Origin of the sequence: Vibrio sp. STUT-A11 (genome assembly GCF_026000435.1) — a bacterium.
Classification (GTDB): domain Bacteria; phylum Pseudomonadota; class Gammaproteobacteria; order Enterobacterales; family Vibrionaceae; genus Vibrio.
On record NZ_AP026764.1, the window covers coordinates 1350735 to 1373252 of the forward strand.

Consider the following 22518-nt stretch of genomic DNA (forward strand, 5'->3'; position numbering starts at 1 on the left):
CTATTTAATTTCTACCAAAGGATTAGGATATGTTTGAAAACAAAGTCTGCTTAGTCACTGGCGCGGCGCAAGGTATCGGCCGAGCGATTGTGGAACGATTTGCCAACAATGGCGCACAGTGTGTTTACGCCTTGGATGTCAACGCTCAAACTTTGCAAAGTGCGTTTAGTGACAACGAAAATGTTAAACCAGTGGTCATCAATATTTGTGACAGACAGGCCATTCAACTTTTGGTTGAAAACATCAGAGAAACCCATGGTCGAATCGATGTGTTAGTGAATAACGCTGGAGTTACCCGCGACGCACTATTGGAAAAAATGACGGAACAAGACTGGGACTTGGTGATCGACGTTAACCTCAAAGGTGTTTTTAATCTCACTCAAGCAGTTGCACCAATTATGATGGCAAACAATTATGGCTCTATTGTCACCATGTCTTCGGTAGTGGGGACCGACGGTAATATTGGACAGTCTAACTACGCAGCAACCAAAGGTGGCGTGATCGCGATGACGAAAGGCTGGGCTAAAGAGTTTGCTCGTAAAGGTGCCCAAGTTCGCGCTAACTGTGTTGCTCCTGGTTTTATTGAGACCCCGATGACAGCCGACTTACCTACCAAAGTCCTCGAACTCATGAAACAGAAGACACCGCTCGGCAGAATGGGCACCTCAGAAGATATCACCAATGGCGTCGAATTTTTGGCCAGTGACAAGTCTAGCTTTATTACTGGTCAGGTGTTAAAGATCGATGGCGGCTTAGTTTTGTAACGTCATGAAGATAACCGTTGGAGAGCGACATGATAACCTCGCGGTTTGCAGATAAACCAGTCTCGCCGTAGAGAGATATCGGTCGCCCCATTTTGGTGAATCGTGCACGTAAACGCGAACGATTCTTTTGCACAAGTTCGTCGTTAGGCAAAAGTCGCAACTTTCTGAAGTTTAGATTATTAAAAATCAATAAGTTACTGTTTTTCTTTCGAGTGGTACAATCGTTGCAGTGATTTAGCTTTGGTGTTTCAATCGCTTCTTTCTGGCAGAATAAAGCTGTGAAAGGTTTGGCTCGTTTGGAACACGAAAGTCAGAAATGTACATTAACGATGACGTCGTTAACAGAGTGACCGGACAATAGCTAATGACGAACAACAACTCATTAAGTGCCCGTATTACGGAGCATTACTCTTCACTCAGTGAGGGGAATAGAAGGATTGCGGATTTCCTTCAGGTGAACCCCGAAAAAATACTGATGTTATCTACCAGTGAAATTGCTGAGGAATGCTTGGTATCCAAGACAAGTGTCAGCCGTTTTATTCGCAAACTTGGTTATAACGATCATGTCGCGTTGAGAAATGAGATGATGTCTGAGCGGGATAAAGGCAACCCGGTAATCACTGGTGAGCTGCAGGATACAGGCTTTTGCCAGGATGCAATTTCGCTAGAAAAGTTATGGATGCAGTTAGCGGAAGGAAACACTACGCACATTATCAGAAAGCTAGCGACTGCAAAGCGGATAAAAATTATTGGTTATCGTAATAGCTATCCATTAGCCATGCATTTTCGCCAACAACTAGCCCAATGTCGTCAGGGCGTCGAGCTGTTGCCTCTTCCGGGACAAACCATTGGTGAAGATTTAGCGTCGATAAACGAAGACGACTTTGTCATTTTGTTCGGTATTCGTCGTCGCGTTGCGAACTTTGAGCGAATTGTTGAGTTTCTTAAACCCTATGATTGTTTATTGATCACCGATCAATCGGGGCAGAAGTATGCGTCGACGGTAAACGAGGTTTTCGTTTGCTATATGAATAATGAACTACCACTAGACAGTTACGCGGTTCCGATGAGTCTTATTCACTACTTTGTAAATGAAACTTTTATATTGCTAAAAGAAGAGGCTTCAAACCTCAGTCAAACGATCAGCGCTAATTATCATCAGTTGAGCGAATTGGAATAAATGGCCCATTAGCCGTGTTATCCCAACTCAATCTTTCCTACTTAATAAATAGCTGTGGCTGCATTTAGTCACAGCTATTTTCATTCACCTTTGTTTCTCTTCACTACTCAATTACAAGAAAGATCACTAAGGAAGTGATGCGATCCCGTTTGCGTCGAAAAGTAGAATGGCTTTGCTACATAATGGTGGTTATTGCACCAAAAATGATCCCCACTTTTTGGTTAATATGATCAAATTATCCAATTTCAAATGCTTAATAAAAATATTTTCTTTAAAAATCAGTCAAATATAAATCTTTTTCAAATGGGTACGATCGTTGCAGTGTACTAGATAAGTGTTTCAATCGTATCTTATTTGTATAGGGAAATAGCCATGAAATTATCTAAGTTAGTGTCTTTAGTCGCGGTTGCTGCGGCATTAGTTACCAACGTTTCTGCTGCGTCTGCAAACCAGTTGGAAGCCATTAAAGAAAAAGCGGTACTCAAAGTTGCGGTACCACAAGACTTTCCTCCTTTTGGTTCTGTCGGGACGGATTTAAAGCCACAAGGTTATGACATTGATATGGCCAAATATCTGGCCAAAGAACTCAACGTGAAAGTGGAGTTAGTACCCGTTACCAGTGCAAACCGCATTCCTTATCTACAAACTCAAAAAGTTGATTTGGTAATTTCCAGTATGGGGAAAAACCCAGAGCGTGAAAAAGCGATCGACTTCAGCGAAGCATACGCTCCGTTTTTCCTCGGCGTGTTCGGCACTTCAGATGAGAACGTCGCCGGAGCAGCAGAGCTTGCTGATAAAACCATTGGTGTAACGCGTGGCTCTGTTGAAGATATCGAGCTAAGCAAAATTGCGCCAGAGACGACAACGATCAAGCGTTTTGAAGATAACAACGCGACATTGTCTTCTTTCCTATCTGGTCAGATTGACCTCATTGCAACGGGCAACCTAGTCGTCACAGAAATCGCTACTCGTTACCCAGCTAAAGCACCTGAAGCGAAGTTCATGCTGAAGAACTCTCCGTGTTATGTGGGTGTAATGAAAGGTGAAACTGAGCTTGTCGAAGAAGTGAACAAGCTTATTTCAAAAGCGAAAGCTGAAGGGGTGCTAGAGTCACTATCGCAAAAATGGTTGAAAGCGCCTTTCCCTAAAGATCTTGGCGCATAAGGAATAAGTTCAATGAGTTACCAGTTAGAATTTACTGGCTTGGCTCCCTACCTGCCACAGTTTGTGGCAGGTTTAAGGACAACCGTCGAGTTAACCGTTATTTCAACCGTTGCTGGGCTGGCTGTGGGAACATTGTGCGCAGCAGGACGCACAAGTAAGCAAGCATGGTTACGTTGGTTATGTGCGACTTATATCGAGTTAACACGTAATACCCCGTTCATTGTTCAGTTATTTTTCATCTTTTTTGGTTTACCAGCGTTAGGTGTCAAGCTAAGCGCGTGGGAGGCAGGCTTCATCGCGATGGTGTTTAACCTTGGTGCCTACAGTGCGGAGATCATCCGGGCAGGTATCGATGCAACACCTAAAGGTCAATGGGAGGCGGGTAAAACGTTAGGCTTAACCAGACGCCAAATTTTTACTCGAATCGTATTGCCGCCGGCTTATCAGAAGGTTTATCCAGCATTGGTCAGTCAGTGCATAATCGTCATGCTCGGCTCTGCCGTTGTTTCTCAGATTTCAGTCGAGGAGCTGACCTTTGCGGCGAACTTTGTGCAGTCCAGAACCTTTTTAAGTTTTGAATCTTATGCTGTTACTGCACTGATTTACCTTGTCCTTGCGATCTTAATGCGTCAGTTGTTTGCATTGATCAAAGCTCGCGTATTCAAAAACCCAGCGCTGTAGGAGAAGACGATTATGATGCAATTTACAGACTGGGACATTCTGCGCAACTTACTACTTGCAGCGCGTTGGACCGTACTGCTATCCATTATTGCCTTTATAGGTGGTGGTCTGGTAGGGCTTGGACTTACTTTACTCAGAAGTATGAAGAATATTCATCTTGGAAAAGGCATTCAACTGTATGTTGAGCTTTTTCAGGGAACGCCACTTCTGATGCAGCTCTTTATGGCTTTTTTCGGTTTATCTCTGCTGGGGATAGAAGTCAGTGCGTGGTCCGCCGCTGCGTTGGCATTAACGCTATACAGCAGCGCCTATTTTCACGACATTTGGCGTGGTTGTATTGAGGCGCTACCTAAAGGTCAGTGGGAAGCATGTCGTACACTGGGTCTCAATTACATGCAGACCATGCGTAATGTCATCATTCCTCAGGCTTATCGTATTGCCATCGCACCGACAATTGGCTTCTCGGTACAAATTGTTAAAGGCACCGCGCTCGCTTCGATCATTGGTTTTGTCGAGTTAACCAAAGCCGGAACCATGCTGAATAACGCGACATTCCAACCCTTTAAAGTGTTTGCCATGGTCGCCGTACTTTACTTTGTTATCTGTTTCCCTCTGTCATTATTGGCTCGTCATTTGGAGAAAAAAACCTATGTCTCTCGTTAGTGTTGATCAAGTACATAAGTACTTCGGTGAAAACCATGTTCTCAAAGGTGTGGACATGAAAGTTGAGGCAGGTGAAGTTGTCTCTATTATCGGTCGCAGTGGTTCTGGAAAGAGTACGTTATTGCGTTGTATGAATGGCCTGGAAACCTATCAGGATGGCGCGATCATCGTAGACCGTCAGGCCGTAGAAGATGATGACTATAAACTGCGCCTGCTGAGCCGAAGTGTCGGTATGGTATTCCAAAGCTTCAATCTTTTCCCTCATATGACCGTGGGCGAGAACGTGATGTTGGCGCCAAAGCTAGTATTGAAAAAGGACGCTAAAGCCTGTGAGGCTCAGGCGAGAGAGTTACTCGAAAAGGTTGGCTTAGCCGATAAATTTGATGCTTATCCAGCGAACCTATCTGGTGGTCAGCAACAGCGTGTTGCCATCGCGCGTTCTCTAGCAATGAATCCAAAGGTGCTGTTGTGTGATGAAATCACTTCTGCGCTCGATCCAGAGTTAGTTGGTGAAGTACTAAAAGTACTAGAGCAGCTAAAGAAAGAAGGGATGACGCTGATTTTGGTTACTCACGAGATGAACTTTGCCCGTGAAGTTGGCGATAGAGTCGTGTTCATGAACCAAGGGAAAGTGTGGGAAAGTGGCCCAAGTGAAGTAGTTTTCGACGCACCTCAAACCGAAGAACTGCGTAGCTTTTTATCTGCGGTGAAGTAATAAACAGGTTCTATTTTCTAACCCACCAAAACAGCGGATTTGGTGGGTTGCCTTTCTTTGAAGAAGTGCCATCAAGGTGGTCGGGAGTAGGGCTGAGTCTCTTAGACTGACTATTCTTAGTGAAAGTCGTGTTCTGAATAATAATTAAACAAATGCACGCTGATCACAAACAAAGTGCTTTGATTTATATCAAAATGTAATAATATAACGTCACGTTTACCTCATTGCTCTAGTCGTGTATTACTTCCATCATCTTAAGCTAAAGAAATTGCTGCTCCTTGCGATGCTCTTGATCCCTCTGGGATTGAGTGCGATTTCGCTTGCGCACTCGATGGAAATGGATCAAAACGTTCACGAACATCATACCTGTGAAGTTTATGATGCAATTTGTCACGCTTTAAATTCGCAGTCTACGCTGGTTGTACCGTCTGATAAGGCGCGATGCTATCAAAAATTTGCTATCCAGTTCGCGACTCATGCTTCCTCAGAGCTTCCGCGAACGCGTTCACCACCCAATTTCGTCTAACGCTTTCTCCGTTTACGAGAACCAAATACTTTTCATTTTTATACCCCATAACCTCGTCATGGCTTGGCACTTCGACGTTGGTTAGGCTTGTGTTCGTCAAACATTCACAACAACACAACTGCTACGAGCACTCGGCATCTGGGGACATTGTGTTAAAAAATACGTTAGAGATTGTTATGACTGAAATTTCTTATACTTCTATCGCAAAAAAGAAGAAGCTTATTCGTGGCCTGGGCTTGGCTACCTTAGTGGCAGCGGGTGCTGCTATCGCATTCATCAGTAATCAAGAGACCTCACCGGAGCAGGTTACGCCAAACAAGAGCAATACATTATCGATTAGCGGTCCTTGGGAGGTGTCCAGCTTAGACCCTTCAAAGCAGGGCTATATGTTAACTCGCATGCAGGTCATAGAAACGCTGCTCAACGTCGATGGTAAAGGGATTATTACCTCAGGATTGGCGAGTAAATGGAAAAGCAGTGAAGATGGATTATCGTGGTATTTTACTCTGCAAGACAACGTAACGTTTCATGATGGCTCCAAACTGGATGCTGCAGCGGTCGTTCGTAGTCTTGCTTTTGCCCAGCGTAAACATGGCACGCTTAACAAAGCAGACATTCGCAGCATCTCAGCGGTGAGTGACAATGAGATAAAAATCGAACTAAGCAGACCTTACGCCGCATTTGCTTCTTTGTTAACCAACTACGCCAATGCCATTTTGTCACCGGCATCTTATGACGCTGACGGTGCAGTAAAGACGCTTTACGGAACCGGACCATACCAAATGGAGAGCTTTTTGCCTCCTCACAAATTTACCGTAAAGAAGTTTGACGGTTACTGGGGTGAAGAAGCAAAAATCAACTTTGCCACTTATTTAGCGGGTCATCGTGCAGAAAGCCGATTGCTGCAAGCGAAATCTGGTGAAGCCGATATTGTCTTTAACCTAGAACCAGCGATGCTCGGGCAACTAAAAACAGGAAACGAGGTTAACGTTCACAGCGACCTGATCCCGCGAACTATGTTTGTAAAAGTGAATGCTGGTCATCCTTTCCTGAATGAAGCGAGAGCCAGAAAGGCATTGAGTATGGCCATTGATCGAGCGTCGATCACCAAAAATGTACTTGGTGTCCCTGGCGCTGAAACCACTCAGCTCATGCCAAGTTCCATGTCTCAGTGGTTTATTAAAGACGTTAGAAATGATGACTTCAATTTAGAACAGGCGCGTTCAACTTTGGCTGAATTAGGTTGGGAACGTGGAGAAAGTGGCATCCTTGAACGTGATGGTGTTCCGTTCAAACTTACTATGATCACGTACGCAGATCGTCCTGAGTTAACAACGGTTGCCACTGCGATTCAAGCACAATGGGCAAAGCTAGGTGTTGAGCTAAAAGTGGATGTCACCAACTCAAGTATGATCCCTGCTGGCCACCAAGATGGCTCACTAGAAATGGCATTGATCGCTCGTAACTTTGGTTTTAGCGCGGATCCGTTGCCGATCATCAGCTCTGATTTCGCGAACGGAGGTGGTGACTGGGGGACGATGAACTGGGAAAACGCAAAAGTGGACAGTACGATTGAACGTTTACTTCATACTGACGACGCGACACGTGCATTTGAACTAAGCCAGACAGTTGCGAAAGAAATTTATCAAGATACGCCAGTGATCGCGATTTCGAGTTATAGCCAACATACCTCAGTTAACAAACGCGTAAAAAACTTCAAATTTGACCCGTTTGAGCGTAACTACTTCATCAATCAGATGGAAATTAACTGATGTTATTGGGGATTTTAAAAAAGCGTCTGTACCAACTCATTCTGGTGGCTTGGGGCGTCGGTACACTCACATTTGTGCTTATGCGTAGCCTGCCTGGAGACATGGCGTATCGAATTGCGGCAAGTCGTTATGGTCAGGATAACGTGGACTCTGCGGCTGCTGACCTTGTGCGTCAGGAACTGAATTTAGATCAAGGGTGGTTCAGTAGTTATGTAAGCTGGCTGGGTGACCTTTTGCAATTCAACTTAGGTAATTCCCTCGTGAGTGGTTTGCCTGTAAGTGAAGTCGTCCAACACCAGCTTGGACACTCTTTGCTGCTCGCTGGATTTGGTATCGCGTTATCCATTTTGGTTGCGCTTCCTCTCGGAACCTGGTCAGCAAACAAGGGTGGGCTGGTCAATTCGCTTATGGTTTGGTTCTCGACGTTTACCCGAGCGATGCCGGTATTTGTACTTGGATTGGTGCTGATTCTTATTTTCGCAATCAATTGGAAATGGTTCCCTGTCGCGGGGTTTGGTACCTGGCAGCACTTGGTTTTGCCAAGCATTACCTTAGCTGTCAGTTTGGCCGCCGTTTCTAATCGAGTTGTACATAGCAGCGTTAGAAACGTTTTGCGATCTCCATTTTACACATTCTCGCGAGTTAAAGGGCTAAGCGAAAGACAAACTTTCTTCCGCCATGGGTTACGGAATATGGCCGTTCCCATTGTGGCGTTTGTCGGTATTCAGCTAGTCAGCGTGATCGAAGGCATCGTTATGATTGAGTCTTTGTTCTCTTGGCCGGGTGTTGGTCATGGTCTCGCACACGCGATTTTCGCGCGTGATATTCCCGTTATTCAAGGTTGTGCGCTGACAATGGGCATTCTATTTGTGCTCCTCAATAGTATTATTGATGTGCTGTGCTACTGGATTGATCCAAGAGGTCAGCAAGAAAAATGATGAAACAATTTACATTAAATCAAAAGCTCGGATTATTACTCTTACTTGGCTTGTTTAGCTTTTCGCTTTTTGTTGGATGGTTGTCTCCATACTCCATTGACGAGCAAAACCTTTCTATTCGATTATTGCCACCAAGCGGTGAACACTGGTTTGGTACCGATCATTTTGGCCGAGATATGATGACGCGCCTTGCGAGCGCGATTGGCTTATCTTTTACGCTGAGTGTGTTGTGTGTCATCAGTTCTTCGACGTTGGGCGTTGCCTTTGGTGTTTGTTCAGCATGGGCTGGCGGCCGAGTAGAGCAGGGGCTCGATATTGTCGTCAATATTTTACTCGCGCTGCCTGGGTTAGTATTAGTTCTTCTGTTGTCAGCCATAGCGCCGGGATCATTCTTAGTAATGTATCTGGCGATTTCACTGGTTCAATGGGTTGAGTATTACCGAGTAACAAGAGCGATTACTCGCACTGTCATCGATAGCCCGGAGCGACAAGTATCGATGATGATGGGATTTGGTAAATGGTATCAATTCAAACGTCATATCTGGCCGGCACTTTCAGCATCAGTCTTTACTATGGCGGCGTTTGGCGGTGCGAATGCCATTCTAATGATGGCTTCGTTAGGCTTTGTCGCAGTCGGTATTCAGCCGCCGCTTGCTGAACTGGGGCTGATGAGTGTCGAACTCTTCCCGTTCTACGTTGATGCGCCTTGGATATTAGCTCAGCCGTTACTGGTTGTTGCGTTGTTGGTATTGGGCTTTCATTTAATAGCAGGAGCGAGCCGTGAATCTCTTAATTCAACTGACTGATTTATCGATCAAAGCAAAAGATGTCGAGCTTCTCGAGCCGCTTTCGTTGAAGCTTTATCAGGACAAGCCTGTCACTATTCTTGGTCAGACTGGCTCAGGCAAAAGTTTGTTAGCGCAGGCCGTGATCGGTCTATTACCAAGCTCACTGTCACAATACGGAACCGTTGAAGTCTTTGGGAAAAAACAGGATCAACGCTCTCTGGTAAAACTGTGGGGAAGTGAGATCACTATGCTCCCTCAGGAGCCTTGGCGCGCACTTGACCCATTAATGCCCGCATACAGACAAGTGGCTGAGGTTTATGAATGCGTTCAGGGTCTGGATGAAGAGACGGCTTTTCATCGAGCCATAGATGACTTGGAGAACATCGGGCTTAAAAACAGTGCTCATAAACGACCGGGGCAGTTGTCGGGCGGTATGGCTCAGCGCTTAGCGGTCACTGCTGCAACGTCGGGTGGGGCTAAGCTGATATTGGCTGATGAACCAACAAAAGGTCTGGATGTCAGCCGTCGAGATGATATCGTTCGTCTGTTGATCCAAAGTGCTAAGGGTGGTGGTTTACTAACCATCACTCACGATATTGATGTTGCACGCCAAATAGGTGGTGACATCATTGTGATGAAAAAAGGCGTCGTTGTTGAACAGGGTACGGCAGAGCAAGTGTTGAATTACCCTCAGCACGAGTACACGCAAGCGTTAATTGGCGCGGATCCAAAGCATTGGAATGAGAGAGAGAAAAACTTACTCACTGATACCCCAGTGCTGAAGGTAGACAACCTTTCGGTTGGACGCGGTAATACAGTGCTTTCTCAAGGAATCAATTTTACGATTCATGAAGGGGAAGTGATTGGCGTCGTTGGTGATAGTGGTTGCGGAAAAAGTACACTTGGGGACACCTTGCTTGGCTTATTACCTGCGTTAGACGGTACGGTAACGAAGCTGGCACCTAATACTATGACTTATCAATGGCTTAAGTTGTTTCAGGATCCTCCCGCAGCGTTTACGTCTAGTGTGACGCTTGGTGTGCTTTTGGATGATTTGGTCAAGCTGCACAAGATAGACCGAAAACGCATTCCACCATTGATGGATAAACTGAAACTTGCTCCTGAACTACTAGAGAGGAGCAGTACTGGAGTTTCTGGTGGGGAATTACAGCGATTTGCTATTCTTAGAGCTTTATTACTGGATCCGGTATTTTTGTTCGCAGATGAGCCAACCTCAAGACTCGATCCGATTATTGCTCAAGAAGTGACTGACTTATTGGTTGACCTAGCAAAAGAGCAGGGATGTGCGCTGCTGCTAGTCAGTCATGATCCAAACCTGATTGAAAAGTGTTGCGATACTGTGATTAGCTTGAATTAAACATCGGCTTACAGAAACAAAAACGCCTTTGACTGATAAAGTCAAAGGCGTTTTTTATCAATGACGTTTCGATCACGGCTAGTTATCGGGTATCACTTCATGCAACGTGTAATCTGTTTATTTAGATCGTAATAGCAGAAAAAATTGTCGACCTTAATATGTTTGTATTGCCTTTCATCGTAGATATCCACACCTAACAATGACTTTTGAATTTGACTGACAATCGGAGATGCGGATGCAACAAACATCACTGGTTTGTTTATGGAATCTACTTCTTCGACTTTGTTCGTCTTTGCAATGAGTACACCGTTTTTGCTATACATATCGCCATCTATTGAGAAGGAACTGTATTGGTTATCTGTATCGACATCGATAATATTAATGATCGATGTGTACTTTTTTTCATTGGCAAAAACGTCGATATTAGTCGTAAGTTCTATTTTGTCCTCACCTTTCGAAATGATGATCTCTTTTCTTTTATAGTAACCATCGACAAGTACAGTATCTGTCATATTACTGGTGGCTAAGAAGGCACAAAGGCAAACAAAAACGAGTACATTAATAGATTTAAGATATTTCATATTTTGCACCCTCTAATTTTCAATTCATTAATAATCGTGTTTACATCATTGCCAGAATAGGAGAGTAGTTCATCATTTAGTAAGCAGTCGACTACAAGTCTATCAACTATTTTATTCATGAATAATACGCTTTTGCTACTTTTGACTGCGACAGAGACTTTGTCCTCAAGACTAGATATATTAATGCTTTTTACATCAGAATTAATTCTATCTTTGAATAGTGTCGTGAACTTTTCTCTATCTTTTTCTGGAAAGACTGCAATATAATCATTTCCATTAATAACGTTAAATTTTGGTAATTCTGGAGTATTACTATCCTTAAAAATAAAAAACATGACAATTACGATATTAATGATAAGAAGAGGGAAACCTATTCCCTTCGACAGCCATGTTTTAATAGAATGAGTCCCGAATTTAGTTTCGGTAGCGGGCAGCGCGACTTTTACTTCTTCTAATGGCTCGTCACTGTTTGTTCCATCTTCCCTCTCGGAGTGTTCTTGATCCTCAGTTGCGATGTCGTTGGCTACGTCACTACTTGAAAGCTCAACTTTGTTTATTAGAACGCTATAGCCTTTGTTTTTTTCATTAGTGATAACGTCCAGGTTGGTATGTTGCTTAAGGATCTTTCTGATGTTAGCGATGGCCACTGGTACTGAATTTTTTGAAACTAATTTGTTTGGCCACCCAATCTCAGCCAGCTCTTCCTTAGTAAAGAATGTTTCTTTGTTTTTCAACAAACTAGCTAGGATTACAGACTCGGCATAGGAGCACTTATATTTTACTTTATCAACAATAATGAAGTAACTGCCGCCTTCATCACTAATGCTCACCTGTATGTTGTTATTATTCATTTTAAAGATTTCTCTTACTTGCTAGCACAAACTTACCGTTACGTTTTACAAAAATATACTATAAAAACCGCTACTTATCCTCTAACTAAGCCAACTTTTATTCGTATAATTTTATAGCCTCAAAGGCATTGGCGTGAAGATGTTGCTTGTATGGTAGCAATTTACTGATTTGTAACACGATTTATCGATAGCTAATTTAAAAATACACAATAGCGATCAGATCCAAAGGGTTATAGCTCTTTACTTTCTGCATTAAATTTAAGTCTTAACTAATTGAATTATAATGTGATTAATATTATTAAATTTAATTAGTCTACTTTTTATAGTGCTAGGAATAGACTTCCAGTCAATCAAATAACAACGTATTGGCTAAAAATAAAAAACGTAAGTGTAGTAGCGTTGGAGGTAAGCGAAGTCTTCTCTACCGCACTACCGATAGTTAACTGAATTTGAAATGACAATGGAAAATTGCTATGAAAAAATTTATTCTCGCAGCGGCAGTTGTAGGTGTACTGGCAGGTTGTAGTGCGGATGATGTAGAGGATGCATTCTCAACAGAACTCTCGTCAACAGAGGCCAGAGAAGCAGCAGATGATATTTTAGCTGCTACAGGATGGCTAGTGGCAGATATTGTTGAAAAGTGTGAGTTTCAAACTGATCCTACGACTTGTGCTATCAATGATACCGAATATAACCCGGACGAAGAGTTAATGGATGTCTTTACCGATAGGGATGATGATCTAAATTTAAAGGTCACGTATGACCCGGCGGAACACCTTATTACGCTTACGTCAGATAACTCTGGCAAGTACTTTGAATATGATGAATTTTTAAAAATCACCTACTCAAGTTCAAGCAGTTTAGACCATAAGCTAGTAATTGATGTGACTGATGTTAATCATATTACTGTTGATTTTGATGCACATAATATCATCGACAATAAAAACTTTGGTTCATCAGGTGAATCTCTAGAATTTGTTCAAAATGGAGATATAGGATTACTAACTGGAGTAGTCAAAGTATCTGAAGATGAGTTTGAATGTACATCTAATAACTGCAGCTAACATATAAATAATAACGATATTCCGGAGAGAGTTGTACTACGCTCTCCGAATTATATGTTATTCACATCAATTTTTAGTGACCTCATCAAGGAATTTATTTTTAGGGACAATGGTTACTCCACGTAGAGGCGAAGATTTTATTCATGACACCTCACTAGAGAAATTATTAATGAAATACATCCTAAATATTATAGTGATCTGTCTCATTGCTATTCCAACATTTTTTAGCAGTGTTAACGCGGCAACCTTTGACGATAGCGAATGGTTACCACTATATGATGGCTCAACTCATTACAACATTGTTCAGCAAAGCACAAACGAGACAATGGATGAATTTTATATAGCGAGTAACATTGCCAAATATGAGGGTTTAAAAAGTTTTCATGACTTTGCGTTGGATATCACGGTGAATCATATCAGTGCGTATGGTACTCAATATGTATTCGATTCAGAAAAGTATGTTCTTTATACAGAGCGTCCGGAAATGTTCCCTCAGGTGGTGCAAATTACCTTGTCCGAATATCAGGTTGCCTTATATCAATGCCATGACCTGTGGGTACGCAGCGACAGTTATAAGCGCAGTTACATCGAATATATAAACGCTCAGCTATAACGTGTGAATAAGGTGATGGCATTGGAAGTTGATGCTGTCGAAACCACAATCATCAGTAGAAAGAGGTGTCCATGACAGCTATTGTAAATACATTAAAACTGGCTGTAATTGTAGCGGTTTTTTTAGGCTTCTGCGCCGGTTGCTATGCGTAACGTGTCCGGCAGGTTCTTTTCTCTTCAGCGATATCCATTGTTAAAAACCTGGATTGTTACCGTCCTCAAAGACAATGCCCCTACTTTGTTGGGGTATTGTTCCTAATATCCTCTTTTACTCCTTAATTCCCTCACATTGCATCGTTAAGTTGCTCGGCAATCGTCTATAAACAAGAAGCCATCATGAAGCTACATTTCATGATGTTTAAGTTTAATCGAGGGTGTTCCAGGTGAGCACTCTGATTAGATTTGCTCTTAAAATTGATAAGTTAGTTTAAATATGAAAGCGCTAAAAATTTCTAGTGTTACTTTGTTGATAATAACGTCTGCTCAGTCCTCAGCTGCATTGTACCAAGTCATTGAAGTCACTCCTGACACAAGCTTTAGCTACGAAAGTGCTTACGGTGTCGCGATTCAACCGGCTACAGTAACCAGCGAAAGTGATAACTGTTTTGAATCGTCGTATGTGGAAGGGGATGGAATCTCGTGCTCAGCTTATATGTTAGCGGGAGAAACGCGCCTAAGTGAGCCAAGTGAAGGTAAGGCTGTTGACGGCCTGAGTTATCGTGACGAAACGCCATTTGGTATCGATAACCGTTTTATGTACGTTCAGGATCAAGATGATTTTGAAAACTACTGCGATGCCCAACTTTTATACGCAACGTGTGAATCATGGGCTGAGTTACATTGGGCGCAGTGGGGCAATGAAATCAGCGGAAGTACAGAGCCAAACTCGATTGCGTTCCTTGGTGATTACGAAACGGGTACCACTTACGACGAAAGCTACAACATCGTAATTAACTCATTAACTGAAGACGCTGAACCCGTGGGTATTCTGCATGATTTGGGAAATGTAACCAGTTATATGCGAAATTATACCCAAGCCTTAGACGACGCAAACCCAATCACGGATTCTTATCTTCAATCTAGAGCCTGGAAGACAAACGGCGACTACACCGTAGGTAGTGTGTCGACAAGCGCATCGAATGATTACGGTGATTTCTATTCGTCAAAAGCTGCGCTGTGGAGTTCGTCTTTAGGTTCGTTAGTTGAGCTGGACTGGGCAAGTTCGGTGTCTGATACTGCGGTCTATAAAAACAGAACCGCTCAGGGCAGCTTAAGAGATTTCGTGATTGTGGATAATACTCTTTATGGCGTGGGTTATAATACGTACGTACATGATTCTTATTACTACTTCATGGAAGCAACGGTGTTTTCTGTTGACTTAGAGAGCGATGCTTTTGATACAGATAACTGGGAAACAAAGAAAATTTCCGGAGCTGGCGTAGAAAGTAGCGATGATTACATCTACAGCAATACTTTGCTAACTGGCGTAAACAGTAATTTAGTCGCTATTGGTGAATCAAAACGTTCTGGTAGCTACCCTTATGAAAACGCCGCGTCGAATCGAATGTATGTCGTCGACGATATATCAGAGGATTCCTTATCGGCGAGCTACTTGAGTGGTGGTATATTCTTTGACGGTGTCGGAGGCAAAGCGCGAGCTATCAATAATTTCAATGAAATTGTTGGGCAAGTGGATGCCGAAAATACTAACGAGAGCAGCGGTAAACCAAGACGAAAGCGTGGCTTTATCTACCCATATGACGGTGAAGGCACCAACGATACACGTAGTGCAAGGTTGAGTGAGCAAGCTTGGTGGTTAGATGATTTGACCAATGGTGGTGATTATTCAGATGATAATAACCAGTACCGAATCATTGATGCATCAGGAATTAATGACGCCGGCGTCATCTCTGCGACTGCACTTAAGTGTGATTCTGGCTACGACGATACCAGTCACTTCGCAACCTGTGGTGATGGCGAGGTCGATGAAGAAACCGTTGCAGTTAAACTCGTACCAATCGTAGGCGCTACATCTGATGATATTGCAGCGCGGAGTGATGAAACATCGACTACTTCAAGCCGTTCAGGTGGAAGCTTAAACTATTTCTTATTGTTTACTCTATTTGCTTTGTTTGGATATCGTGGTTTCTCCAATGGAGTGTTCCCACGAAGCAAAGAACAGTCAACATAAAACCATCTTGTTGCTTGGCTAATTTCACTTTAGCCATTTTGAAGCGAGCTCAACTTTGAGTTCGCTCTTTTTCGTTTTACTGTATCTGCAAATCAACGCAGTCAATCTCCCTTGCCTTACTAATTTCGCATTACTCCATAATCTACTCACATTTTCCCGATACATTGAGCGTCGGTTTAATAGGGCAGTCGTACGCATAAATTGTATGAACTGTCTAACTGGAGAGAAAACATGAAAAAAATTGTACTAGTCGTAACGACAATAATGATGACTTTCGGCTCATTGTCCGTATTCGCAGACGATCGACCTGCGCCTCCACCAAATGGCGACCGTCCAGAGCCACCATCGTTTAGTGATATTGATACTAACGGTGATGGCGTTTTGACTAAGGACGAGCTTCGAGGTCCGTTCCTTGAGGATTTCGACAAGCTGGATGTTGATGGAAGTGGTTCACTCACTGAAGATGAACTGCCTAAGCCACCTGAACCTCGATAAAAACCGTTCACCAGTTTGAAAAGAGAATAGCATTAGTGTGAGTTACGTTTGTAAGGCGCATGGTGATGGTGACTTAAGATATAATCAGTTATTGTAAAAGAGCGTCAAGCGTTGTAACTCACCCATTGAACAAAAATAGTATTATCATTTCCCATAGGTCCACCGTGCGTATTTCCCTGTTTCAAAAACTGTTTTCTGCATTACTGCTAAGTAGTGCCTTAGTTATCGTGATCATGGCACTACAAATTAACGCCAGTTTTAAAGATGGCTTTCAGCAGTATTTGAATCAGGAAGAAATTGCCAAAGCGAGTTTATTGTCGGAGCGGGCAAGTCAATATTACTCTCAGTCACAAGACTGGTCGCGCTTTAAGGACTCCCCTCATTGGTGGGCGGATTTTCTGATGTTGTCTGGTGAAATGCCGCCACCCAGAGATGACATGCTTCCACCTGGCAAACGCCAACCATCATGGCACGGGAATCCCCTTAAAGATCCCATGATGTCACCACTGAGTGCAAGATTGAACTTGTTAGATGCCGATGGACGTGCGTTATTTGGCCACGCAGAAAATCTTAACGTTAAAAAAGGGATGCATCTACATAAAGTAGAAATTGTCTTTGACGGAAGTGTAGTCGGCTATATCTCAATCCTACAAAGCGATTCATTCAACAATCATTTGGCTGACCAATTCTTAAAGTCTCAAACCACTAACCTGATGATCATGAGCTTTGCTGCCATCTGTGTGAGTTTGCTCTTTGCGCTCGTGTTTGTGCGTTATCTTTTAACGCCCTTGCGAGCACTGCATCAGGGTGCGAATGCGGTACGAGATGGCAACCTCAGCTATCAGGTTGAATACCACAGCAATGACGAAATCGCAGATGTAACTCAAGCATTTAATCACTTGGTAGACTCTTTGAAAACTCAAGAAGAGATGCGTGAAAGATGGCTGTCAGATATTTCTCACGAGTTGCGCACACCATTAGCTGTGCTTCGAGGCGAGCTTGAAGCTCTTCAAGATGGGATTCGTCGTCCTGAACCTGCTTATATTCAATCTTTACATCAACAAGTTCTGACTTTGGCTCAGTTAGTGGAAGATTTACGTGCCTCTGCAAAAGCAGACATCAAGCTTCATCTGAAAAAAGAAAGCGTGAATGTAAAAAACGGCGTCGATAATGTTCTCGTTAGTCACTTAAACCGCTTTGAAAAAAAATCTCTTAGCTTAGAAATAGATTTAAACATCGACTCGGATGTTTACATCCATGCCGACAGACAGAAGCTGAGCCAGGTGTTGAACAACTTATTAGAAAACAGCTATCGTTACACAGATACAGGTGGGAAGGTAAAAGTCTATTTGGGACAGGAACAAAACTCAGTTTTACTTGCCATAGAAGACAGCTCACCAGGTGTGCCAAGTGATGCGTTGCCCAAGCTTTGTGAACGACTGTTCCGAGTTGATCAATCGCGTAGTCGAGCTTATGGTGGCTCGGGACTTGGGTTATCCATATGTAAAAATATCATTCAGGCTCATAACGGTGAGCTAAAACTCGAACATTCCGAGCTAGGTGGCTTGAAAGTTTCTGTGCGTTTACCCACCGAATAGGGCAGGTACTCCCGTTGTACGTATTTAGGACAAAATTAGAAAAACCATGATACTAATTGTTGAAGATGAGCCTTCATTGGCAAATGTTGTTTCCGACTATCTGGTTCACAACGGTTTCGAAACCCATATCATCAGTGATGGAAATGACGTAATCGAGTGGGTTAAGATTCGTAAACCTGAACTGATCTTATTGGATCTGATGCTGCCGAATCGTAACGGATTAAGTATCTATCGAGAGCTTAGAACCTTCAGTGATATTCCTACCATCATGGCGACTGCAAAAGTGGAGGAGATCGACCGATTACTGGGTTTAGAGCTGGGCGCTGATGACTACGTTTGTAAACCATATAGCCCGCGTGAGCTGGTTGTGCGAGTACGTAACGTGCTACGAAGATACAACAGTGTTAATACACCAAAAAGCGAGGAAGAAACTTCCCCAATAATCATTGAACAAGGCCAAATGAAAGTGTGGGTCGATGGTGAGTCGATTACGCTGACATCGGTGGAGTTTAAATTGCTCTCTTATTTCCACCAGCACGAAGGACAAGTTTTCAGCCGTGAGCAATTGATGAATAAGATCTATAACGATGAGCGTATTGTTACCGATCGTACCATTGACACGCATATCAAAAACTTACGCAAGAAGATATTTGCAGTCAACTCGGCCTATGACTGGATAAAAGCGGTGTATGGTGTCGGCTATCGTTTCGAGATGGAATAGATAAAACTAGCCTAAATGAAGACAATAGAAACTTGATCGATTCTTACTTCAACGACGTTGTTTCACGGTCAGCATTTGGTGAAATCCTATCGTTCTCTTTGGTTTAGACTATTTCTATTTAAGCCTTAGGTATAGAATTTAATGGACGACATTGAATACAAAAGAGCGAACAATTGAAGACCAAAATTAAAGCAAAACTCTTTGTCTTATCTGCTGCGGCTTTGCTGCTTAACGGATGTGCCAGTTACAGCATCACTGAGCGAGATATGAATCAATATCTGCAAGACAAAGCGACAATTAATCAATCCGTAGGGGTTGAAAACGTCATGTATGCGCAAGTATCCGTTGATGATCTTGAAGTAAAAATTGGTCGTGTAGACGATGACCGCATATCGGTTTTCGCTAATACAACGGCGGACATACAGTTTTTGACTCAACGCACGGTCGGTTTGGATCTTGACCTTGAATTTAGTGCCATTCCCAGATACGACCAAAAAACGGGTGAAGTGTTTCTACAATCACTTCGCTTAGAGAAGTTTGAAGACAAAAGCAATTTGTTGACATCGGAAATTAGCAATTTGATTAAACCTGCTGTTTCGATGATCGGTTACGCGTTATCAAACCAGCCTGTCTACAAGCTTGAGAGCGATAAAGTACAGTCAATTCTTCTGAAATCTGCCAGCCCGAATTTAGTTATCAAAAACAATCAACTGGTGATCGAACTGTTCGACTAGCCACACCGTCAGTCGCAATCCGCCGTAGACTTATCAGTTAAAGCCTCGGCGGAATGCAGAACAACAACTTCTATTCGCTCTTGCGTAAATTAGTGTCTAGCTCAAGACACAATACTCGCAACGCTTCAATATTCTCTGCCGACATACTTGATCTTGATTCTAGCTTCGCGGTTAACTCCTGTGCATCTTCCTGTAATTGGCTGCCTTTTGCAGTCAGTGAGATGACTTTTTTACGTTCATCCAAATCAGAGACTGTTCGAGTTAATAACCCTTTTAACTCCAGACGCTTAACGATTGGAGTCAGCGTTCCTGAATCTAAATGGGTATCCTGAGATAGCTCTTTCAGGCTAACGTCGCTTTTGCACCAAAGTGAGTGCATCACAATGTACTGAGGGTAGGTGAGGTCGTATTCGTCAAGCAGAGGTCTAAATGCGCGCACCAATGAATTGGTTGCCGTGTACAAAGCAAAACATACGTTATCTGATAATTTCTCGGCCATGAAAGAGTCCAGTTTTAAGCAAGGCGACAATAGTAACAAATTCTAAGCAATTTAAAAAACATTGTGCGCAAAATATTATTGAGCAAAGTAGTTGCATTCCTCTCAATCTCAAGTTAACTTATTTGCAAATTGTTTGTGCACAAATTATTTGCCTACCAATTAATGAGAGCCACTCAGAGGCGAAAGCGGTTTATTACTAACAGCTAAGCGCACATTGAAGCAAAAGTAAGAGAGAGCATTATGATCAGCCAACAAATCCATTTAGCATCACGCCCAGTCGGTATGCCGACAAAAGAAAACTTCAAATCTGTTGGAGTTGAGCTACCGGAAATTCAAGAAGGCGAAGTGTTAGTTAAGAACACATGGATGTCTGTTGACCCGTACATGCGCGGCCGTATGTACGATAGAGAATCGTACATTCCACCATTTGAAATTGACCAAGTACTGGAAGGTGGCGCCGTTGGTGAAGTTATCGAATCAAAAAATGACAACTTCCCTGTAGGCTCAAAAGTGAGCAACATTAGCGGTTGGCGTACAACTTTTATCAGTGATGGTACTGATTTGACCTTACTACCAGCGGTTGGTCTGCCAGACCAACACTTCCTGGGTGTTATCGGTATGCCTGGCCTAACGGGTTGGGTTGGGCTATTTAAAGTCGCTCAACTTAAGCCGACAGATACGGTATTTGTTTCTGCTGCATCTGGTGCAGTAGGCAGCGTGGTTTGTCAGATTGCTAAACTATATGGTTGTAAAGTGATTGGTTCTGTAGGCTCAGATGAGAAAGCAGAAATGGTGAAAGCAATGGGCGCGGATGCGGTTATCAACTACAAGAAAGTAGACGATTTGACACAGGCATTACGCGAAGCGGCGCCAGAAGGTATCGATGTGTATTTTGAAAACGTCGGCGGTGCACACCTGGAAGCGGCGCTGGAAGTTATCAACCCATACGGTCGTATTCCGGTATGTGGCATGATTGCAGACTACAATGCAGACAAGCCTCAGCCAGGACCAAGCAACTTACTGCAAATCAACACCAAGAAGCTGACGATGCAAGGCTTTATCGTAATGGATTACTGGGATCTTGCTGGTGAGTTCGTTGAACAAATGGGTCAGTGGATCAAAGAAGGCAAAGTGAAGTCTGAAGAGACCGTATACGAAGGGCTAGAAAACGCTGCTGAAGCGTTCATCGGTCTATTCGAAGGCAAAAACAAAGGTAAGATGCTGGTTAAGATTTAACCAGGCAAATTAAAGCCATAGCCAATTCACAAAAGCCAGCCAGTTAATCTGACTGGCGTTTTTATATCCGATAGTTTCTGCTCGGAACAATGGTTAGCCACTTGTCGCGTTAATGGCACAAACCACATGAAAAGCTTACAAAGTCACGATATCCTAGCAGGATAATAAAGCAATCTGAGCTTAAGTTCAGACTGCACTATGTTTACGGTAGAAAGTGAATTCGAATGAAGTTTATCCATACCTCAGATTGGCACCTAGGCCGACAGTTCCACAACGTTTCATTACTCGATGATCAACAAGCGGTTCTCGATCAATTGATTAAATACATTGAAGACAACCCCGTCGATGCTGTCGTGGTGGCTGGGGATGTGTATGATCGCTCTGTACCGCCTACGGTCGCCATCGAATTATTAAACCGAGTGGTAAAGCGAATTTGTACCGAGCTTAAAACACCGATGATTTTGATTTCCGGAAATCACGATGGTGCCGAGCGCCTGGGCTTCGGTTCTGAACAGATGAAAAACTCGGGTTTGCATATCATCAGTAACTTTGAAGATATGCTTTCACCTGTGGTGATTACGACCAAGTCAGCAGGTGAGGTCGCGCTCTATGGTATGCCATACAACGATCCTGAACAGGTCAGATTTGCTTATAAAGAAGCCGTTTCTACCCATGATGAAGCGCATAAACTCTTGGTAGAAAAAATCACTGAGCAATTTCAGCCACAACAAAAAAAGGTGCTTATCAGCCACTGTTTCGTTGATGGTGCTATTGAGTCGGATTCGGAGCGACCGCTTTCTATCGGTGGGTCTGATCGCGTAAGTCACGAACACTTTCTGAGCTTCGACTATGTTGCTCTTGGCCATTTGCATCAACCGCAGAAGAAGGGTGAAGAGTACATTCGTTACTCTGGCTCTTTGATGAAATACAGTTTCGGTGAGCAGAACCAAAAGAAAGGTTTCACGCTGGTGGAAATCAACGAGAGTGGTTTTGCGTCTGCTGAGCATATTGAGCTTATCGCCCCGCATGAGATGCGAATTATTGAAGGTGATTTAGAGCAGGTCATTGAGAAAGGGAAAACGGATCCGAAGAATGAAGACTACTTACTTGTACGTCTGATGGATAAGCACGCCATTTTGAACCCAATGGAAAAACTGCGTGCGGTCTACCCAAATGTTTTACACCTAGAGAAACCGGGCATGTTGATTGGCGTTGAACAGGAAATGGCGCAAGCCAAACTTGCTCGCAGTGAAATTGATATGTTCCGTGATTTCTTCACTGAAGCGCAGGACAGTCAGTTATCGCAAGAACAAGAACAAGCCGTCAACGATATTATCAAGCAATTATCACAGCAGTAAGGACCAAAC

Annotated in this window: 22 protein-coding genes; 19 read left to right on the forward strand and 3 right to left on the reverse strand. The window is 43.2% G+C overall.

Annotated features, from left to right (window positions below):
• The first annotated feature begins 29 nt into the window (after positions 1–29).
• The 10 genes from OO774_RS21710 to OO774_RS21755 all read left to right on the forward strand — a co-directional run bounded on the left by OO774_RS21710 (position 30) and on the right by OO774_RS21755 (position 10569).
• The gene (locus OO774_RS21710) at positions 30–764 is read left to right on the forward strand and encodes a beta-ketoacyl-ACP reductase (RefSeq protein WP_264906665.1); all 735 of its coding nucleotides are present in this window, start codon (positions 30–32) and stop codon (positions 762–764) included.
• Between the two features lie 364 nt (positions 765–1128).
• On the forward strand, positions 1129–1944 hold the full coding sequence (locus OO774_RS21715) for a MurR/RpiR family transcriptional regulator (RefSeq protein ID WP_264906667.1): 816 nt from the start codon (positions 1129–1131) through the stop codon (positions 1942–1944).
• Positions 1945–2316: 372 nt separating this feature from the next.
• Positions 2317–3108: a transporter substrate-binding domain-containing protein gene (locus OO774_RS21720; protein ID WP_264906668.1), complete on the forward strand. Its 792-nt coding sequence runs from the start codon at positions 2317–2319 to the stop codon at positions 3106–3108.
• A gap of 12 nt (positions 3109–3120) precedes the next feature.
• Complete coding sequence (locus OO774_RS21725; protein WP_014234124.1) at positions 3121–3789, forward strand: amino acid ABC transporter permease; 669 nt, start codon at positions 3121–3123, stop codon at positions 3787–3789.
• 12 nt (positions 3790–3801) lie between these two features.
• Positions 3802–4452, forward strand: coding sequence for an amino acid ABC transporter permease (locus OO774_RS21730; protein WP_014234125.1), 651 nt, complete (start codon positions 3802–3804; stop codon positions 4450–4452).
• Positions 4439–5167, forward strand: a complete 729-nt coding sequence (locus OO774_RS21735; protein WP_264906670.1) for an amino acid ABC transporter ATP-binding protein — start codon at positions 4439–4441, stop codon at positions 5165–5167. Before OO774_RS21730 ends, OO774_RS21735 begins: the two co-directional genes overlap by 14 nt.
• A 702-nt stretch (positions 5168–5869) precedes the next feature.
• The gene (locus OO774_RS21740) at positions 5870–7465 is read left to right on the forward strand and encodes an ABC transporter substrate-binding protein (protein WP_264906672.1); all 1596 of its coding nucleotides are present in this window, start codon (positions 5870–5872) and stop codon (positions 7463–7465) included.
• Positions 7465–8403, forward strand: a complete 939-nt coding sequence (locus tag OO774_RS21745) for an ABC transporter permease (protein ID WP_264906673.1) — start codon at positions 7465–7467, stop codon at positions 8401–8403. Before OO774_RS21740 ends, OO774_RS21745 begins: the two co-directional genes overlap by 1 nt.
• Positions 8400–9209: an ABC transporter permease gene (locus tag OO774_RS21750; RefSeq protein ID WP_264906674.1), complete on the forward strand. Its 810-nt coding sequence runs from the start codon at positions 8400–8402 to the stop codon at positions 9207–9209. Before OO774_RS21745 ends, OO774_RS21750 begins: the two co-directional genes overlap by 4 nt.
• A complete protein-coding gene (locus OO774_RS21755) occupies positions 9184–10569 on the forward strand; it encodes an ATP-binding cassette domain-containing protein (RefSeq protein ID WP_264906675.1) in 1386 nt (461 codons plus the stop codon). The genes OO774_RS21750 and OO774_RS21755 overlap by 26 nt, the downstream gene beginning before the upstream one ends.
• A 92-nt stretch (positions 10570–10661) precedes the next feature.
• On the opposite strand, the gene OO774_RS21760 is transcribed toward OO774_RS21755, so the two are convergent.
• Both OO774_RS21760 and OO774_RS21765 read right to left on the reverse strand, forming a co-directional pair.
• On the reverse strand, positions 10662–11081 hold the full coding sequence (locus tag OO774_RS21760; protein WP_264906677.1) for a hypothetical protein: 420 nt from the start codon (positions 11079–11081) through the stop codon (positions 10662–10664).
• Positions 11082–11146: 65 nt separating this feature from the next.
• Positions 11147–12001 (reverse strand): helix-turn-helix domain-containing protein, encoded by an 855-nt coding sequence (locus tag OO774_RS21765; RefSeq protein WP_264906679.1) that lies wholly within the window; start codon positions 11999–12001, stop codon positions 11147–11149.
• 473 nt (positions 12002–12474) lie between these two features.
• Here OO774_RS21765 and OO774_RS21770 point away from each other — a divergent pair, with 473 nt between their 5' ends.
• The 7 genes from OO774_RS21770 to OO774_RS21800 all read left to right on the forward strand — a co-directional run bounded on the left by OO774_RS21770 (position 12475) and on the right by OO774_RS21800 (position 19416).
• On the forward strand, positions 12475–13065 hold the full coding sequence (locus tag OO774_RS21770) for a hypothetical protein (RefSeq protein ID WP_264906681.1): 591 nt from the start codon (positions 12475–12477) through the stop codon (positions 13063–13065).
• Between the two features lie 169 nt (positions 13066–13234).
• Positions 13235–13678, forward strand: coding sequence for a hypothetical protein (locus tag OO774_RS21775; protein ID WP_264906682.1), 444 nt, complete (start codon positions 13235–13237; stop codon positions 13676–13678).
• 432 nt (positions 13679–14110) lie between these two features.
• On the forward strand, positions 14111–15868 hold the full coding sequence (locus OO774_RS21780) for a DUF3466 family protein (protein ID WP_264906684.1): 1758 nt from the start codon (positions 14111–14113) through the stop codon (positions 15866–15868).
• 231 nt (positions 15869–16099) lie between these two features.
• On the forward strand, positions 16100–16363 hold the full coding sequence (locus OO774_RS21785; protein WP_264906686.1) for a hypothetical protein: 264 nt from the start codon (positions 16100–16102) through the stop codon (positions 16361–16363).
• 164 nt (positions 16364–16527) lie between these two features.
• Complete coding sequence (locus tag OO774_RS21790) at positions 16528–17961, forward strand: ATP-binding protein (RefSeq protein WP_264906688.1); 1434 nt, start codon at positions 16528–16530, stop codon at positions 17959–17961.
• 46 nt (positions 17962–18007) lie between these two features.
• Positions 18008–18682, forward strand: a complete 675-nt coding sequence (locus OO774_RS21795) for a response regulator (RefSeq protein ID WP_264906689.1) — start codon at positions 18008–18010, stop codon at positions 18680–18682.
• A 173-nt stretch (positions 18683–18855) separates the two neighbouring features.
• Entirely contained in the window at positions 18856–19416 is a 561-nt protein-coding gene (locus tag OO774_RS21800) for a DUF1439 domain-containing protein (protein ID WP_264906692.1), read from the forward strand.
• A gap of 70 nt (positions 19417–19486) precedes the next feature.
• Here the strand turns inward: OO774_RS21800 and OO774_RS21805 are convergent, their stop codons facing one another.
• The gene (locus tag OO774_RS21805) at positions 19487–19915 is read right to left on the reverse strand and encodes a MarR family transcriptional regulator (protein WP_264906694.1); all 429 of its coding nucleotides are present in this window, start codon (positions 19913–19915) and stop codon (positions 19487–19489) included.
• A gap of 240 nt (positions 19916–20155) precedes the next feature.
• On the opposite strand from OO774_RS21805, the gene OO774_RS21810 reads away from it, so the two are divergent.
• Entirely contained in the window at positions 20156–21151 is a 996-nt protein-coding gene (locus OO774_RS21810) for an NADP-dependent oxidoreductase (RefSeq protein ID WP_264906696.1), read from the forward strand.
• A gap of 224 nt (positions 21152–21375) precedes the next feature.
• Positions 21376–22509, forward strand: a complete 1134-nt coding sequence (locus OO774_RS21815) for an exonuclease SbcCD subunit D (RefSeq protein ID WP_264906697.1) — start codon at positions 21376–21378, stop codon at positions 22507–22509.
• The last annotated feature ends 9 nt before the right edge of the window (positions 22510–22518 follow it).

Excerpts from the sequence above, each read along its gene's own strand:
- OO774_RS21770 (WP_264906681.1), top strand. The coding sequence starts at position 12,475 with ATGAAAAAATTTATTCTCGCAGCGGCAGTTGTAGGTGTACTGGCAGGT.
- OO774_RS21780 (WP_264906684.1), top strand. The coding sequence starts at position 14,111 with ATGAAAGCGCTAAAAATTTCTAGTGTTACTTTGTTGATAATAACGTCT.
- OO774_RS21750 (WP_264906674.1), top strand. The coding sequence starts at position 8,400 with ATGATGAAACAATTTACATTAAATCAAAAGCTCGGATTATTACTCTTA.
- OO774_RS21795 (WP_264906689.1), top strand. The coding sequence starts at position 18,008 with ATGATACTAATTGTTGAAGATGAGCCTTCATTGGCAAATGTTGTTTCC.
- OO774_RS21745 (WP_264906673.1), top strand. The coding sequence starts at position 7,465 with ATGTTATTGGGGATTTTAAAAAAGCGTCTGTACCAACTCATTCTGGTG.
- OO774_RS21785 (WP_264906686.1), top strand. The coding sequence starts at position 16,100 with ATGAAAAAAATTGTACTAGTCGTAACGACAATAATGATGACTTTCGGC.
- OO774_RS21715 (WP_264906667.1), top strand. The coding sequence starts at position 1,129 with ATGACGAACAACAACTCATTAAGTGCCCGTATTACGGAGCATTACTCT.
- OO774_RS21805 (WP_264906694.1), bottom strand. The coding sequence starts at position 19,915 with ATGGCCGAGAAATTATCAGATAACGTATGTTTTGCTTTGTACACGGCA.
- OO774_RS21730 (WP_014234125.1), top strand. The coding sequence starts at position 3,802 with ATGATGCAATTTACAGACTGGGACATTCTGCGCAACTTACTACTTGCA.
- OO774_RS21815 (WP_264906697.1), top strand. The coding sequence starts at position 21,376 with ATGAAGTTTATCCATACCTCAGATTGGCACCTAGGCCGACAGTTCCAC.
- OO774_RS21720 (WP_264906668.1), top strand. The coding sequence starts at position 2,317 with ATGAAATTATCTAAGTTAGTGTCTTTAGTCGCGGTTGCTGCGGCATTA.
- OO774_RS21775 (WP_264906682.1), top strand. The coding sequence starts at position 13,235 with ATGAAATACATCCTAAATATTATAGTGATCTGTCTCATTGCTATTCCA.
- OO774_RS21740 (WP_264906672.1), top strand. The coding sequence starts at position 5,870 with ATGACTGAAATTTCTTATACTTCTATCGCAAAAAAGAAGAAGCTTATT.
- OO774_RS21735 (WP_264906670.1), top strand. The coding sequence starts at position 4,439 with ATGTCTCTCGTTAGTGTTGATCAAGTACATAAGTACTTCGGTGAAAAC.
- OO774_RS21760 (WP_264906677.1), bottom strand. The coding sequence starts at position 11,081 with ATGACAGATACTGTACTTGTCGATGGTTACTATAAAAGAAAAGAGATC.
- OO774_RS21725 (WP_014234124.1), top strand. The coding sequence starts at position 3,121 with ATGAGTTACCAGTTAGAATTTACTGGCTTGGCTCCCTACCTGCCACAG.
- OO774_RS21710 (WP_264906665.1), top strand. The coding sequence starts at position 30 with ATGTTTGAAAACAAAGTCTGCTTAGTCACTGGCGCGGCGCAAGGTATC.
- OO774_RS21810 (WP_264906696.1), top strand. The coding sequence starts at position 20,156 with ATGATCAGCCAACAAATCCATTTAGCATCACGCCCAGTCGGTATGCCG.
- OO774_RS21765 (WP_264906679.1), bottom strand. The coding sequence starts at position 12,001 with ATGAATAATAACAACATACAGGTGAGCATTAGTGATGAAGGCGGCAGT.